The organism is Providencia sp. PROV252 (assembly GCF_033676005.1).
Taxonomy (GTDB): Bacteria; Pseudomonadota; Gammaproteobacteria; order Enterobacterales; family Enterobacteriaceae; genus Providencia; species Providencia vermicola.
The window spans coordinates 358,308-374,390 of sequence record NZ_CP096294.1 but is presented as its reverse complement, the minus strand read 5'-3'; the positions used below and the strand labels follow the sequence as shown (position 1 = coordinate 374,390).

Below are 16,083 nucleotides of genomic sequence, written 5' to 3'. Positions count from 1 at the left end.
CTTACCCTTATTGTTCATTGTTCCAGCTATGTGGCTGCCGGTGTTCTCTTTGCATCTCTTTTTCAAATAGCTCATTGAGCTCACGACGCGCTTCTTTTACACGTGAAATTTGCCCGCTATCGCTATTTTCACTTTCGGGATAGACGTCCCGCAACATGCGCATATCTAAGCGACGGAAATGCTGTTTTGCCCGGTAGGCTTTGTGTGGATGCATACCGGTACTAATTAATGCCTTGCTACCGAGCTCCAAAGCACTAGAAAATGTTTCACGGCTAAAGTCGGTCACGCCACTGTGCAATAATTCATGTGCCTCCAGACGGCCTTTTGCTCGAGCAATAATATGCAAGTTAGGAAAGTTTTCTTGGCAAATTCGCACAATTTCCATCACTTCCTCAGGCACATCACTGGTGATCACAATGGCTTTGGCTTTATCAGCCCCCGCTGAACGCAGTAATTGCAGCTCTCGCGCATCACCGTAATACACGGTATAACCGTAGCGACGCATTGTGCCAATCGCAGTCACATCTTGTTCAAGTACCGTGATTTTGACTTTATTGGCCATTAATAAACGCCCAACCACTTGCCCCATACGGCCAAAGCCCACCAAAATAACATGTGGGTCGTTATCTTCCACAAATGGCTTTTCACTGGATGCAGGTTGCTGATTATATCGGTAGTTCAAATAAGCATCTATCAGCTGCATCACAAGTGGCGTTGTCATCATCGAAAGTGTGACCACCACCAGCAAAAGATCCATTTGGCGTTCATCAATGACACTTGCCCCAAAAGCCGTCGCATAAATAACGAAGGCAAATTCACCGCCTTGGCTTAAGACACCAGAAAATTGGGCTCGAGCGCCATTACGCAGCCGTGCAGCAAAACCAAGCAAATACAGCACCAATGCTTTTACTGCCACTAAGACCACCACAGCAATCAATACCTGAGGTAAATAAGTCCACAATACTTGTAAGTTAAGCGACATCCCTACAGAGATAAAAAACAGCCCCAGCAATAAGCCTTTAAATGGCTCAATGTTGATTTCCAATTCATGGCGGAATTCTGTTTCCGCTAACATGACTCCTGCCATAAAGGTACCTAACGCCATCGAAAAACCGAGGCTTTCCATAATCAACGCAGAACCTAATACCACTAAGAGTGCAGCGGCGGTAAAAATTTCATGCACACCCGATTTTGCAGCTAGCCTAAACATCGGACGTAATAAGTAGCGACCAACCACCCATAACCCAAAAAAAGCAACAACTTTTAAGCCAATTTTTTGCCAGTCGCTGGTTGCCGTATCCCCTGCCAATAAGGGGATCAATGCCATAATCGGGATCACCGCCATATCTTGGAATAGCAAAACAGAAAAACCAAGCTGACCGCTCTCTTTATTGGACATGCCCTTTTCGTTCATCAGTTGCAGTGCCATCGCTGTTGATGACATTGCCATCCCCAGCCCACCCACAATGGCGGCTTGCCATGAAAATTTGGCAAGAAACAGTAGTGATGCCATGATTGCTGCGGTGACCACAACTTGAACGGTGCCCACACCAAAAATCGAACGCCTCAGCTCCCATAACTTAGAGGGTTTTAACTCTAAGCCAATTAAGAACATTAAAAACACGACGCCCATTTCAGAGAAATGCAAAATATCATCAACATTATGGATAAAGCCAAGTACAAATGGCCCAATCATAATCCCTGCCAATAGATACCCAAGTACCGCGCCCAAACGAATTTTCTGGGCAATGGGTACCATGATGACACCCGCGCAGAGGAAAATGATAACAGATTCAAATAGCCCCATATCTGACATTAGGAAAGCCCTCCCGCACTCAGCGGTTGTTGTATCCATTGACGGTAGTCATCAATAAGCTGTTGAAAATGGGCTTTAGGCTGCCGACGTGCCGCATAAATAATAGTCGGCTCCAGCCATTGCATATCACACATTAATGCGGTCAATTCAAATGGACGAAGTATTTCTGTTAAAGGGTAACGGTTGTACCCATCGTGTTGGTAGGCATGGATAGGTTCCCCTGTTGTAATCACCGAGCGCCAATATTTGCCTTTTAATTTTTGATACCCCATATCGGTGGCGAAACGGCGAGTTAATACGCGGTCAAACCACTCTTTCAACAATGCGGGGCAACTATAAGTATAGAGCGGGTGCTGAAAAACAATCACATCATACAAGCACAACAGCTTTTGCTCCGCGGTCACATCAATAAAATAGTCGGGGTATGTCGCGTATAAATCATGTACCGTAACATGTTCAAAATCACGCACCGCATCAAGCAATGCCTTGTTGGCGATAGATTCATCAGGGTCTGGATGGGCATAGACCACCAGCACTTTTGGTATATTTGACATCTTTCCCTCCTCAAAGGCGTGTCAGACGGAACATTTTCCGTTACCATGCAGCCTGCTATACTCGTCTTACTTCACGTTGCAGTGTTGTTGACTACGCGCATTCGCACTAGTCACCTACTTAAGTAGGCTCTTCGCGACTCATTTGCTTGTCGCCTAACTGCACTGTGAATTATTTAGAGTATATACGTTGATAATTTAACATATTTTTAATAGACGGTTGCTATGATTGTTTTCTCTTCACTCCAAATTCGTCGAGGCGTTCGTGTTCTTTTGGACAATGCCACGGCAACGATTAACCCTGGCCAAAAAGTTGGTTTAGTGGGTAAAAATGGCTGCGGTAAATCGACGCTGCTTGCGCTATTGAAAGGCGAATTACAAGCTGAAGCAGGCTCTGCAACGTTTCCAAGCAACTGGTCTATGGCATGGGTCAACCAAGAAACCCCTGCATTAGATGTGCCCGCTCTCGAATATGTCATTGACGGTGACCGTGAGTTTCGCGCCCTTGAACAAAAACTTGCCCAAGCTAATGAAAAAAATGATGGTAATGCCATTGCTGTCGTCCATGGGCAATTAGATGCTATCGATGCGTGGACAATCCGTTCGCGTGCATCAAGTTTGCTTCATGGTTTAGGTTTCAGCCAAGCGCAATTAGACTCTCCCGTAAAATCATTTTCGGGTGGATGGCGGATGCGTTTGAACCTCGCGCAAGCGCTACTTTGCCGCTCTGATTTGTTGCTACTTGATGAACCAACTAACCACCTTGATTTAGATGCGGTGATTTGGCTGGAAAAATGGCTGAAAAGCTACCAAGGCACGTTAATCTTGATTTCCCATGATAGGGATTTCCTCGACCCAATTATTGATAAAGTGTTGCATATTGAACAAGAAACTATGTTCGAATACACGGGCAACTACTCTTCATTTGAACGCCAGCGCGCAACAAAACTGGCCCAACAACAAGCGCTGTATGAAAGTCAACAGGCTAAGGCCGCACACCTACAAAGCTATATCGACCGCTTTAGAGTGCAAGCAACCAAAGCAAAGCAAGCACAAAGCCGTATTAAGATGTTGGAAAGAATGGAAATGGTGGCACCTGCACACGTGGATAACCCATTCCATTTTTCATTCCGTAAACCTGAAAGTTTGCCAAATCCATTATTAAAGATGGAAAAAGTCAGCGCGGGCTACGGTGAAAAAATCGTTTTGCAATCAATTAAGCTGAACTTAGTGCCAGGTTCACGCATTGGGTTACTGGGGCGTAATGGCGCGGGTAAATCCACGTTAATTAAGATGCTAGCAGGTGATTTACCGCCATTACAGGGTGAAATTTCCCTCGCTAAAGGCATCAAACTAGGTTATTTCGCCCAGCACCAGTTGGAATACCTGCACCCTGAAGAATCTCCATTACAACACCTTGCACGCCTTGCCCCAGAGCAAACGGAGCAACAGCTGCGCGACTATTTAGGTGGCTTTGGTTTTAAAGGCGACCAAGTGACAGACCCTAGCGGCCGTTTCTCTGGTGGAGAGAAAGCACGTTTGGTGCTAGCACTCATCGTCTGGCAACGCCCAAATCTGTTGTTACTCGATGAGCCAACCAACCACTTGGATTTGGACATGCGCCAAGCCCTCACCGAAGCCTTGATGGCATTCGAAGGCGCATTAGTCGTGGTTTCCCATGATAGGCACTTGCTAAGAACCACCACTGATGAGCTGTATTTAGTTCACGGCGGTGCAGTAGAACAATTTGATGGTGATTTAGAAGATTACCAACAATGGCTTGCCGAGCAAAACAAGCTCGAATTGCAGCAAGTGCGTGACCAGCAAGAGAAAGACAAACCCGCCGCTGCGGCAACAGTCACCGCGCAAGATAGGAAAGATCAAAAACGTCGTGAAGCGGAGTTCCGCCAGCTAACTCAACCAATCCGTAAAAAAATCACGGAGTTGGAAAAGCAGATGGAGAAATACTCTAGGTCACTGGGCGAGTTAGAATCGAAGCTTTCTGACGCAGCAATTTATGAGCAAGATAAAAAAGCAGAGCTGACTGAATGTTTGAAAAAACAAACGGAGCAAAAATCCGCCCTTGAAGCGGTTGAAATGGAATGGATGGAGCTACAAGAAAAACTGGAAGTGATGACCAGTGAGTTTGAGGCCAACTAGTTATTCTGCCATTAATTAACACGCAAAAAGGCGCCTGACTTATTAAAATCAAGCGCCTTTTTCGTTTTCTAGCTTGATGTCATTAGTGTTTCACACACATCACATAATACTGCCCATCGATAATTTCGGTTCCTTCGGTTTCATGTTCAAAGCCAGGGAACTCACTATCCCACGCCTGCAGGCTGTGTAAGTAACCGATATGTGGGCTGTTTTTATCCCCAAAACTTTCCCCTGATAGCAACATCGGGATACCTGGTGGATACGGAATAATCGAATTGGCAGCGATACGCCCGGCGAGTTTATCGAGCGGAACTGCTTCCACACGGTTAGCTACAATTTCTTGGTACGCATCTCGTGGGCTCATCACCACTTCAGGCAATTGTTCATACGCTTGATTCAGCTGCCCAGCAGGGTTATTTTTCTGTAGATAGATAAACATTTTATCGCCTAAGTCACGTAACCCCATGTGACCATATATTTCAGGGGCACTTTCCACCACTTCAGGTAACACCTTTTTCAAACTGGTGTTATTGTCATAGTGGCGTTTAAAGGAGAGTAGCGCATTAACTAAAGTCCCCCACTTCCCTTTAGTGATCCCCATGGAAAACAAGAACATAATCTGGAAATCCGTTGTCCGTGTTGGCACAATCCCATAATGGTTCAACCATGCAGTCACCAGTGCTGCGGGTACGCCAGTGTCTTGCAGTTTGCCATCGTCCCCCATTCCTGGTGATAAAATACTGACTTTAATAGGGTCAAGCATCGCCCAGTTTTCAGGGATATCTTTAAAACCGTGCCATTTATCCTCAGGGTTCATTACCCAGCAGCTCTGCTCTTTCATCAGCAACTCAACAGGGGCATCTTCAAAAGCATAGCGTTTCCCTGTCGCAGGGTCCTTCACCATTTCCTGATTCCATGGCTTAAAGAACCATTCGTCATCATTGAGAAACTCTTTATACAAATAACCCAATGATTGGCGGAAATCGATAGATTCACGAATAACTTCGTCGGTGAGTGAACGCCCGCTATTACCATCCATCATATCCGCCGCGATATCGTTTGAGGCACAAATGGCATACAGCGGCGAGGTGGTGGCGTGCATATGATAAGCCTGATTAAAGCGATTGAAATCAATCGAGTTACGACCATTTCGGATGTGAATGAATGATGCTTGGGATAACGCATTCAACAACTTATGTGTGGAGTGAGTGGCAAAAATCGTCGGCTCATCGCCATTTCTCGGCTCATCTCGCATAGCAAAGTGGTTATGATAAATCGGATTAAAACGTGCATACCCATACCATGCCTCATCAAAATGAATTCTATCCAATGATTTATCCAGTAAATCTTGAACTTTGCGTGCATGGTAGCAGACACCATCGTAGGTACAGTTAGTGACAACACTATAGGTAGGGCGTTTACCGATTTTGTCCAATGTTAATGGATTCTTAGCGATCTTTTCAGCAATGGCTTCGGGTGTCATCTCTTTCGGATAAATTGGACCGATAATACCATAGCGGTTACGGCTAGGTGTCATATACACAGGTTTAGCCCCTGTCAGGATCAACCCCTGCTCAATCGATTTATGACAATTTCGGTCGATGACGACGACATCATCATCAGTCATGCAAGCTTGCATAATCGTTCGATTGGAACCCGATGTCCCGACAACCACCGAATAAGATTGGTCAGCACCAAAGATACGCGCGGCATTTTTTTCACATTCACCAAATGCCCCTGTATGGTCTAGCAATGAGCCCACTGCAACTCGCTCAATCCCAATATCTGTACGAAATAAATTCTCACCAAAAAAATCGTGATAAATACGCCCCGCAGGTGTTTTGGTAAAACCAACCCCACCTTGGTGCCCTGGGGCCGCCCACGAATATTCATGTATGTCACTGTATTTAATTAAGCTTTTCATTAATGGCGGCAACAATTGTGCACGATAGCGAATAATCGCCGCAAGTACACGCCCTGCAATAAAGTCGGCTGAATCTTCTAAAATCCAAGCAAATTCATCGACTTGCTCCATCATTTTTCGGTCAAAAGCGGTTAGCGCTTCTTCACGATCGCTCAGTAAAAAAACAGGGACATCTTCTTGTCGACGGTGAAGCTGAGTAATTAATTGATGAGCTTGGGTTTGTTCTTGCTTATCTGACATATCGCGGCCGTATAGCAAGCAATCGATGCTCGTATTTGAACGGATGTAAGCCATCCCATCTTCAAAATCCCGAATAATCACGGTTTCAACATGTTCATCGTTCAATTCGCTTGCCAGTCTTGCTACTGCGTGGCTAATAACGGAATCTTCGTCAGTTAACTCAGTATAAACAATGAGTGCTCTCATCAATAATTCCCCTTTGAATATTTCAAATTTAAATACTTATAACTTTAGTCTTAACGCAAATAGGTATGTATTGCAAAGTTATCGATGAGTTATAAGACTAAAGGCTATTCATCTAAATTATTAATTGCCATTCTCGCATTCATAACTAAAGACTTGGCTTTAGCCTCACGTTTTTGTAGCAATGCCATAAAAATGAGGTCGGTTATAGTGTTTTGAGCTGTTCGAGATGAAATAGACGAACTACGCCACTCATCTTCTTCCGCAATACTTTCAATAACGTAATCAGAGAGTTGCGCCAGTGGTGAATGTCGGTCACGCGTTATCGCGATAACCGATGCTCCTTGCTTACGAGCGATATTCGCTGCACTCAGCATGTCTTTTCGCTTGCCCGTAAACGAGATAACAATCTGTACATCATTGGAATTTAACGTTAATGCCGCTGCAATTTGCACATGATGATCAAATTCGACCAAGGTAGTAATCCCAATTTTTTGCAGCTTATAACTTAAATCCTTTGCCGTGAGCCCTGAGCCGCCAATGCCGACTATCTGCACCCGCTGAGATTTATCGATTAACGCCACGACCTTTTCAAACTGCTTGAAATCAATATGCTTTGTTGTCTCTGTTATCGAATGGTTTTTCTCCATCGCAAGCTTTTGCGCCACCACCATCAAATTATCATTCGGTGCAATTCGATTATGCAATGCAGTATGAGCCGTCCCTTCATTAAGTTTCTGGCGCCCAATAATTTCACTTAGCGCCAATTTCAGCGCAGGGTACCCCTTAACGCCCACTTTTTGGCTAAACTTCACAATAGCGGACTGGCTGACATTTAGCTTCTCAGCCAGTTGAGATGAAGACAAACTCAATATATTTTCTGGATTTTCCAGGATAAATTGCGCAATTTTCCGCTGATTTTCTGCTAATCGCGGTAGTGAATACGTGATGACATCCAATAATGTCATAGTGAGCCCCCAAAAGGTGTAAATTTCAAGCCATCAAAAAAATAACAATAAATTATTCCAATAAAACTTAATCGATACGTTAAAAATAATCGAATAAATTCAATGAAAAGTGACTCTTTAATTTGAAATAAATGACAAAATATTCCTTTATATTCGCAAGTTAGAATAGATAACACCGTGATTTCAATCACACCAAAGGAATAAATAATTCCATAATATTGGCACAATATCTGATTTAGGAGCTATTTTCATGACTATCGACTTAAGCAAAATGGTAACGGAAAGCCGCAATTCCGCAAGTACACATATCGACCAACTTCCTACCTTGCAAATGCTGCAAGTGATTAACAACGAAGACAAACAAGTCCCTTTAGCTGTCGAAAAAGTCTTGCCTGAAATTGCACAGTTAGTTGATAAAGTCGCAGACGCATTTCTAAACGGTGGTCGATTAGTTTACTCGGGCGCTGGTACCTCTGGGCGTTTAGGCATACTTGATGCCAGTGAGTGCCCACCAACTTATGGAACTCCTCATGAGCAAGTCATCGGCCTCATTGCAGGCGGTCACCAAGCCATTTTTCGTGCCGTCGAAAACGCAGAAGATAAACCTGAGTTAGGTGAACAAGACCTGAAAAATATCCAATTTAATGAAAAAGATGTACTCGTTGGTATCGCAGCAAGTGGACGTACTCCGTATGTGTTAGGCGCTTTAGCTTATGCAGGCTCTGTCGGCGCCACGACAGCAGCCATTAGCTGTAACCCAAATAGCCCCATCGCCAATGCAGCAGATATCGCAATTACCCCTATTGTTGGTCCAGAAGTGGTCACTGGTTCTTCACGAATGAAAGCGGGAACGGCCCAAAAATTAGTGCTGAATATGATCACCACGGGCGCGATGATCCGTATCGGTAAGGTATTTGGCAACTTGATGGTGGATGTTGAAGCCACGAATGCCAAGTTAATTGAAAGACAAACTAAAATTGTTATGGAGGCAACTGACTGTGACCGAACCACAGCTGAAAACGCACTTCAACAATGTGACAGGCACTGTAAGACGGCAATTTTGATGGTGTTATCAGGCTTGAATGCCGATGAGGCTCGTCAGCTGCTCACCAACAATAACGGTTTTATTCGTACAGCACTCAATATGGCATCTTCCGCCTAATATGCGGATTTTAATGAGAAAAATAGTATGGCTAAAATAACAATAGAAATGATGCAGCAGATCCTGCAACAAGTAGGGGGTCGTCGCAATATAAAACTAGCGGGTAACTGCATGACTCGCTTACGACTGACACTCAACAGTGACCAACTCGTCGATAAAGCCGCACTGAAACAAATCCCAGGCGTGCTTGGTGTTATCGAAAGTGACGAGCAGCTACAAATTGTCCTAGGCCCAGGTAAAGCCCAAACCGCCGCGGACTTAATGAACAAAATGCTAGAGGATGAAGAAGATGAGCACGATGAATCACCTCATCAAACTCAAGATTTGAACGAAATTGCCTCTGCCAATAAGCAGCAGTTGAAAAAGAAACAAACTAGCGCGGTACACCGCTTTCTATCAAAGTTTGCCACCATCTTTACTCCCCTAATTCCAGGGTTTATTGGTGCAGGTCTGTTGATGGGGATCGCATCATTACTTGGGTTATTAGTCACCAATGAAAACGTGTTCCCACCAGACTCCCAGCAGCTGGCTTGGTTAAAAAGTGCCATTGCTTACCTAGCCATATTTGGTAAAGGTTTATTTACCTTTATGGGGTTATTAATTGGCTACAACGCCCAAAAAGCCTTTGGTGGAAGTGGCGTTAATGGCGCAATTATTGCCGCCTTATTTATTTTAGGTTACGACCCAGAAGCAACAAAAGGCTTCTATTCGGGGATGTCTAACTTCTTTGGTTGGCACATCGACCCCCGCGGCAACATTATTGGGATTTTAATTGCTTGTATCTTTGGTGCATGGGTTGAAAAACAAGTCCGCAAAATTATTCCATCCAGCCTTGATATTATTCTGACCTCAACTATTACTCTATTAATTGTCGGTGCAGCAACCTTTATCTTTATCATGCCGATTGGTGTTTGGCTGTTCGATGGAATGTCTTGGTTATTTATGCACTTAAACGGTAACCCGATTGGTACCGCGGTCTTAGCTGGGTTGTTCTTAATTGCGGTCATGTTTGGGGTTCACCAAGGGTTTATCCCTGTTTATGTTGCCTTAGTGGATGCACAAGGATTTAACTCGCTATTCCCAATACTGGCGATGGCGGGTGCAGGCCAAGTCGGTGCGGCGCTTGCCTTATACGTGAAAGCCAAAAAAGGCTCTGTAACCCGCGGACAAATTGGTGGGGCGCTGTTCCCTGGGTTCTTAGGGATTGGCGAGCCGTTGATTTACGGTGTCACACTCCCTCGCGTCAAACCGTTTGTGACAGCATGTTTAGGTGGCGCAGCAGGAGGGTTCTTTATCGGTGCGGTAGCATGGATGGGTTTGCCCGTAGGTTTAAATACTGTGTTTGGCCCATCTGGATTAATCGCGATCCCCTTAATGACCTCAGGGCAAGGCGTACTCGCAGGGATGGCAGTGTATGCGGGCGGCATACTGGTTTCGTATGTCTGCGGTTTCCTCTTTACTTACCTATTTGGCAGTAAAGGCGTCGATTTAAGTTAATCACTCCCTAAGCAAAAGCCGCATGTAGGTGCGATGCGAGGGAAAACTTAGCCTAACCATCGAATTACTAACGGATCACGACCGTACTTTTCATATATAGAGATGCCAAGAAGCTAAATAAGATTAGCTTCTTGGCTATAGGCATTACTCTAACCAAATCAATGGTACGCACAGTGCGGTCAGCAATCCCATTGTCCAGTTAAAGATAAACCATGCACGCCGGCTACGAAGAAACAGGCTAATTAACGAGCCAAACCCCATCCAAATAAGCCCTGCCGACAAATTCACAACCACAAAAGCGAGACTCATCATAATAATTGACTGAGTGAATAACTCACCAGGTAGACTAAACCCACCAACGGCACCTAAACCCATCATCCATGCTTTTGGGTTTAAAAATTGCAATAAACCGCCTTGATACCAAGTGACGCTTTTTGCCACTTCGCTATTTGCTTTAAGTGGTGCATAATTTGCCGTGGCGGTTTTCCATGCAAGCCACAATAAGTAAATACTGCCCGCAATTTTTAACACGATATGGATCGCAGGATATAGCAGTAAAAGCGCAGCAATCCCAAATGCAGAGAGGTAAAGTATGAGCTGCATACCTAGCATGATCCCAAGGCATAATGTGATAGTACGACGAAAACCATAGTTTGCTGCACTTGAGGTCAACAACATGTTGTTAGGGCCAGGTGTGACTGCGGCAATGAATAGAAATGTAAAAAGTGAAAAAATCAGCCCCAGTGTCATTTATACTTTAATCCTCAAACTCAAATTTGTTTACTTGCATCACAAAAAAATAACAGTATGTTATGTGACTCACAAGAGTCCCCATTAAATAAAATAAGGCTATGTCAGAAAACTTTCGTCCGATAAGTTGGGCTAAGAATCCACACCTCCAAACTTTGTTGCCAAGAATTTTTCGCAGGACACCGAAAATTAAACCTCTTTGGCAGAGACTTGAATTGCCTGATGGCGATTTTATCGATCTTGCTTGGAGCGAAAAACCTGAGCTCGCTGCACATAAGCCGCGTTTAGTTATTTTTCATGGGTTAGAAGGCAATTTTAAAAGCCCTTATGCCCACGGCATGCTAGAAAGCGCACAAAACCAAGGTTGGTTAGGTGTCATCATGCATTTTCGGGGTTGCAGCGGCGAACCGAATCGCCAGCAGCGTATCTATCATTCAGGTGAAACCAGTGATGCACGTTATTTTTTACGTTGGCTAAAGCACACCTTTGGTGATGCGCCAACAGCAGCGGTGGGTTATTCCCTTGGTGGCAATATGTTAGCGTGTTATTTAGCCGAAAGTGGTCAAAATGCAGATGTGGATGCAGGTGTCGTGGTCTCTGCACCGCTCATGTTGGAAGCCTGTTCATTGCGGATGGAAAAAGGGATTTCCCAATTTTATCAACGCTATTTACTCAATGGCTTAAAACGCAATGCGACTCGCAAACTCGTTCGCTATCCAGGTTCATTACCATTAAATCTGTTACAGCTAAAGCAACTTAAACGGATCCGTGAATTTGATGATGTGATCACCGCTCGTATTCATGGCTTTGATGATGCGACGGATTACTATCAAAAATGTAGCGCGCTCCCTAAGCTTGCCTATATCACCAAACCAACGTTAATTATTCATGCCAAAGATGATCCGTTTATGGCGCCAGAAGTAGTTCCTGATCTATCACATTTACCTAAAAATGTGGAGTACCAGATGACGGAACACGGTGGTCATGTGGGCTTTGTGAGTGGCACATTAAGAAAGCCCAAAATGTGGCTAGAAACCCGCATTCCACAATGGCTAATCCCTTATCTAAATAAGGAAAAAAAATGATTATTCCTTGGCAAGAACTTACGCCTGAAACACTGGAAAATCTAATTGAAAGCTATGTGTTACGCGAAGGCACTGACTATGGTGCCCAAGAAAAAAGCCTGCAAGATAAAGTGAACGATGTGAAACGGCAGTTAGTTTCTGGCGAAATTGTGCTAGTCTGGTCAGAATTGCATGAATCCGTTAATTTCATGCCTAAAGCCCGCTAACCCGCTTCGTTCGCTGTTTCTGAAATAGTGGCCATAAGTGCAACACAGGGAGTCCGCTATGTCCAAAAAACACCCGATTATTGCCATCACTGGTTCAAGCGGTGCTGGCACAACGTCAACTAGCCAAGCCTTTCGTAAAATATTCCACCAATTAAATATCCAATCAGCCACACTAGAGGGGGACAGCTTCCACCGTTACACGCGCCCTGAAATGGATATGGCGATTCGCAAAGCCAGAGAGCAAGGCCGCCATATTAGTTATTTTGGTCCAGAAGCCAATGACTTTGCGCTACTTGAGCAAACACTGGTGGATTACGCCAAAACGGGCTGTGGGAAATCGCGTAAATACCTACATACCTATGATGAAGCAGTACCTTATGGCTTACAACCAGGTACGTTCACTCCTTGGGAATCGTTACCTGAAAAAACGGATGTGCTGTTTTATGAAGGCTTACACGGTGGGATTGTGACACCTGAGCACAATGTCGCGCAACATGTTGATTTACTGGTAGGTGTTGTGCCTATTGTGAACTTAGAGTGGATACAAAAACTCATCCGTGACACCACTGAACGTGGGCACTCTAGAGAAGCAGTCATGGATTCGGTGGTACGTTCAATGGGGGATTATATTAACTACATCACACCACAATTTTCCCGTACCCATATTAACTTCCAACGCGTACCTACTGTAGATACCTCAAACCCATTTTCAGCGAAAGCTATTCCTTCACAAGATGAAAGTTTTATTGTTATTCGCTTTCGTGGACTTGAACAGATTGATTTTCCCTATCTACTGTCAATGATATCTGGCTCGTTTATCTCTGCGATGAATACGATTGTCGTGCCAGGGGGGAAATTAGGCTTAGCAATGGAATTAATTATGATGCCAATAGTCGAAAAGCTAATTACTCAGAAACATGACTAAATTGTTTTTTTGATTATTAAATAAGATGCTTACCATTAATTAGAATAAGCATCTTATTTTTAAAATATATCAATAACTATTAAATTTATTTTTAATTTTTAATTTCAAAGCTATGTGTCACTTCGACGGTCTTTTCTAACATCAACGCGACTGAACAATATTTTTCAGCAGAAAGCTGAACTGCACGTTCAACCGCTTTATCCGTTAATTCATTCCCTGTTACAATAAAATGCAAATGGATTTTAACGAAATAACGAGGCGCTTCTTCACGGCGCTGAGAGGTTAATTTCACTTCACAGTCGGTAATATCATTACGGCCTTTTTGTAAGATGGATACCACATCAATTGCACTGCAACCACCTGCAGCCATTAACACCATTTCCATTGGGCTTGGTGCTTTATCGCCTGCATTGCCGTCCATCATCACTTGGTGGCCTGACGCTGACTCACCTAAAAAAGAGAGCCCCTCCACCCATTTAACTCTTGCTTCCATTTTATTCCCCTTGAAATGAAATCGATTTAAAGGCTACATTGTTCCATAGATATAAAGAATGTTATATCAGCTTTATTCTGCTGAAGCGATACAGGGAAGACTTTCTGTATCGGATATGCTACAAACAATACTTAGTTGATAGGATTAAGATCAAAACTCAACGTTTTATTTGATTATATTATAGTGTTGATATCAATTTGTTTACCCTAACCATGAAAAGCGATTGATGCAATGTTGCTCTTCCTGTTATTTAGGGTATATAAGACAAGTTAATATGCTAAGCTAGTGACTTTAAAGCCAGCCTTTCTGGTACGCTTTTTCCGGATGGCTGCAATAACATACAGAGGATAACGCTAATGGTTCTCGGCAAGCCACAAACAGACCCTACTCTTGAATGGTTTTTGTCACACTGCCATATTCATAAGTATCCATCCAAGAGCACACTGATCCATCAGGGTGAGAAAGCAGAAACCCTTTACTACATAGTTAAAGGTTCAGTGGCTGTTTTAATCAAAGATGAAGAAGGCAAAGAAATGATCCTCTCCTACCTGAATCAGGGGGATTTCATTGGTGAGCTTGGATTATTTGAAGAAGGGCAAGAACGTACTGCGTGGGTTAGAGCAAAAATCGCCTGCGAAGTTGCTGAAATTTCTTACAAAAAATTCCGTCAATTGATTCAGGTTAATCCTGATATCTTAATGCGCCTTTCCGCGCAAATGGCAAGCCGCCTGCAAACAACGTCAGAAAAAGTGGGCAACCTCGCCTTCTTAGACGTAACAGGCCGTATTGCACAAACGCTACTGAATCTAGCCAAACAACCTGATGCCATGACACATCCAGATGGGATGCAAATCAAAATCACCCGTCAAGAGATTGGCCAAATCGTTGGTTGTTCCCGTGAAACTGTCGGCCGTATTTTGAAAATGCTGGAAGATCAAAACTTAATCTCCGCGCATGGTAAAACTATTGTTGTTTACGGTACTCGTTAATTAACCTTTCAGCCTGGCCACCTTTGGCTGGGCTATTATTTATCATATTAAATTCTAGTAAAATCGCTTCTTTATATTCTTCCTACCGATTGCCCCTATAAAATAATAATTATTATCTTATTAATTAGGGAAATATTTATGGGTATCACACTAAGCGGTTTATCGGATAATCCGACATTATTCAAAAAAATTATTAACTCTGATGATTTCATCAAAAAAATTTTTACGGTCACCTCTTCACTGGGAAAAAACCCACTTGGCGCTGATAACCAGCCAAAACCAACACGTTCCTGTAGTTTAGAGAGTATTGATTCGGCCTATGAGAGCGACTCAGGAGAAGTCTATAGCATTAAATGTTTAAGCAGTCGTGAATTTTACGAAAAAGTCAATCAATTGAAAATTAGCCTATACGAGAAATATTCACCTATTTTCCTTACGGAACAAGATACTGACTCGTTAATAAAAGAAAATAGAGTTACGCTTGACCAATATAAACATTTATCTAGCGAAAAAACTGGATATGCTAATTTTTTATATCGCGATATTAAAATCCCTGGTATTAATAATAAAAGCCAAAAAGAAAAACGTGAAATTATAAAAAACTTTGCATTACCTAAACCCCTAACTAATAAAAAGGGCTCAATGCTCCCTTTAAAAAACGCGTTCATTCAAGAACCGATTCGTCAAATCACGCGACCATCAGAGGGCATTAAATACAAAAAAAACACCAAATTCAATAAACAATTAGTTTATATACATTATAAAACTTGCGAGAAGAATCCCCCTAATCAAAGAGTAACGCCTTTGCCAAAAAGCACTTTTGCGTTCAATGGAAATATACCGCAGACAAACTCCTCATTATTGAGGGCAAAACATATCAAAGAAAATTATTATTCATCCAGCCAATCGGCCAACTCAACATATAATTTACAAAAAAAAATTCAGAAAAAAAGCAAACCATCAATTGAGAACCTTGATTTAACTTTTTTAGAAAAAAATATAAAGAAAGAAAAAAAACTGACCCAAGAACTGAGTGGATACATTAAAAAAATTGAAGAAATACAATCTCAAATAGATACCAATAACCGGCTACTACAGAATTTAAAGTCCACTAAAAATCAACTGCTGTAACAT

Annotated in this window: 14 protein-coding genes; 8 read left to right on the top strand and 6 right to left on the bottom strand. The window is 43.1% G+C overall.

Features of this window, described 5'->3' with window-relative positions:
- Positions 1–7: 7 nt before the first annotated feature.
- The gene (gene kefB, locus M1F05_RS01645) at positions 8–1,816 is read right to left on the bottom strand and encodes a glutathione-regulated potassium-efflux system protein KefB (RefSeq protein WP_206084809.1); all 1,809 of its coding nucleotides are present in this window, start codon (positions 1,814–1,816) and stop codon (positions 8–10) included.
- Complete coding sequence (kefG, locus tag M1F05_RS01640) at positions 1,816–2,370, bottom strand: glutathione-regulated potassium-efflux system ancillary protein KefG (protein ID WP_206084810.1); 555 nt, start codon at positions 2,368–2,370, stop codon at positions 1,816–1,818. The genes kefB and kefG overlap by 1 nt, the downstream gene beginning before the upstream one ends.
- A 222-nt stretch (positions 2,371–2,592) precedes the next feature.
- Here kefG and M1F05_RS01635 point away from each other — a divergent pair, with 222 nt between their 5' ends.
- Positions 2,593–4,527 (top strand): ABC transporter ATP-binding protein, encoded by a 1,935-nt coding sequence (locus M1F05_RS01635; protein WP_206084811.1) that lies wholly within the window; start codon positions 2,593–2,595, stop codon positions 4,525–4,527.
- A gap of 82 nt (positions 4,528–4,609) precedes the next feature.
- Here M1F05_RS01635 and adiA read toward each other — a convergent pair whose 3' ends face one another.
- Together adiA and M1F05_RS01625 are read right to left on the bottom strand one after the other, a co-directional pair.
- Positions 4,610–6,877, bottom strand: coding sequence for an arginine decarboxylase (adiA, locus tag M1F05_RS01630; RefSeq protein ID WP_206084812.1), 2,268 nt, complete (start codon positions 6,875–6,877; stop codon positions 4,610–4,612).
- Positions 6,878–6,981: 104 nt separating this feature from the next.
- Positions 6,982–7,842, bottom strand: coding sequence for a MurR/RpiR family transcriptional regulator (locus tag M1F05_RS01625; RefSeq protein ID WP_206084813.1), 861 nt, complete (start codon positions 7,840–7,842; stop codon positions 6,982–6,984).
- Positions 7,843–8,092: 250 nt separating this feature from the next.
- On the opposite strand from M1F05_RS01625, the gene murQ reads away from it, so the two are divergent.
- Both murQ and murP read left to right on the top strand, forming a co-directional pair.
- Entirely contained in the window at positions 8,093–9,004 is a 912-nt protein-coding gene (gene murQ, locus M1F05_RS01620) for an N-acetylmuramic acid 6-phosphate etherase (protein ID WP_206084814.1), read from the top strand.
- A 27-nt stretch (positions 9,005–9,031) separates the two neighbouring features.
- On the top strand, positions 9,032–10,501 hold the full coding sequence (murP, locus tag M1F05_RS01615; RefSeq protein WP_206084815.1) for a PTS N-acetylmuramic acid transporter subunit IIBC: 1,470 nt from the start codon (positions 9,032–9,034) through the stop codon (positions 10,499–10,501).
- A gap of 144 nt (positions 10,502–10,645) precedes the next feature.
- On the opposite strand, the gene M1F05_RS01610 is transcribed toward murP, so the two are convergent.
- The gene (locus M1F05_RS01610; protein WP_206084816.1) at positions 10,646–11,251 is read right to left on the bottom strand and encodes a LysE family translocator; all 606 of its coding nucleotides are present in this window, start codon (positions 11,249–11,251) and stop codon (positions 10,646–10,648) included.
- Between the two features lie 101 nt (positions 11,252–11,352).
- Here M1F05_RS01610 and M1F05_RS01605 point away from each other — a divergent pair, with 101 nt between their 5' ends.
- From M1F05_RS01605 to M1F05_RS01595, 3 genes are read left to right on the top strand one after another with little or no spacing between them, the layout of a single operon-like run.
- Positions 11,353–12,336, top strand: a complete 984-nt coding sequence (locus M1F05_RS01605; protein ID WP_206084817.1) for a hydrolase — start codon at positions 11,353–11,355, stop codon at positions 12,334–12,336.
- A complete protein-coding gene (locus M1F05_RS01600; RefSeq protein ID WP_206084818.1) occupies positions 12,333–12,542 on the top strand; it encodes a YheU family protein in 210 nt (69 codons plus the stop codon). The genes M1F05_RS01605 and M1F05_RS01600 overlap by 4 nt, the downstream gene beginning before the upstream one ends.
- Before the next feature lie 58 nt (positions 12,543–12,600).
- The gene (locus tag M1F05_RS01595; protein ID WP_206084819.1) at positions 12,601–13,467 is read left to right on the top strand and encodes a phosphoribulokinase; all 867 of its coding nucleotides are present in this window, start codon (positions 12,601–12,603) and stop codon (positions 13,465–13,467) included.
- Positions 13,468–13,558: 91 nt separating this feature from the next.
- On the opposite strand, the gene M1F05_RS01590 is transcribed toward M1F05_RS01595, so the two are convergent.
- A complete protein-coding gene (locus M1F05_RS01590; protein WP_206084820.1) occupies positions 13,559–13,960 on the bottom strand; it encodes an OsmC family protein in 402 nt (133 codons plus the stop codon).
- Between the two features lie 356 nt (positions 13,961–14,316).
- On the opposite strand from M1F05_RS01590, the gene crp reads away from it, so the two are divergent.
- Positions 14,317–14,949 carry a cAMP-activated global transcriptional regulator CRP gene (gene crp / locus M1F05_RS01585; RefSeq protein ID WP_004262556.1) on the top strand — a complete coding sequence of 211 codons (633 nt, stop codon included), beginning with the start codon at positions 14,317–14,319 and terminating at the stop codon, positions 14,947–14,949.
- Between the two features lie 138 nt (positions 14,950–15,087).
- Entirely contained in the window at positions 15,088–16,080 is a 993-nt protein-coding gene (locus M1F05_RS01580) for a hypothetical protein (RefSeq protein ID WP_206084821.1), read from the top strand.
- Positions 16,081–16,083: the final 3 nt, after the last annotated feature.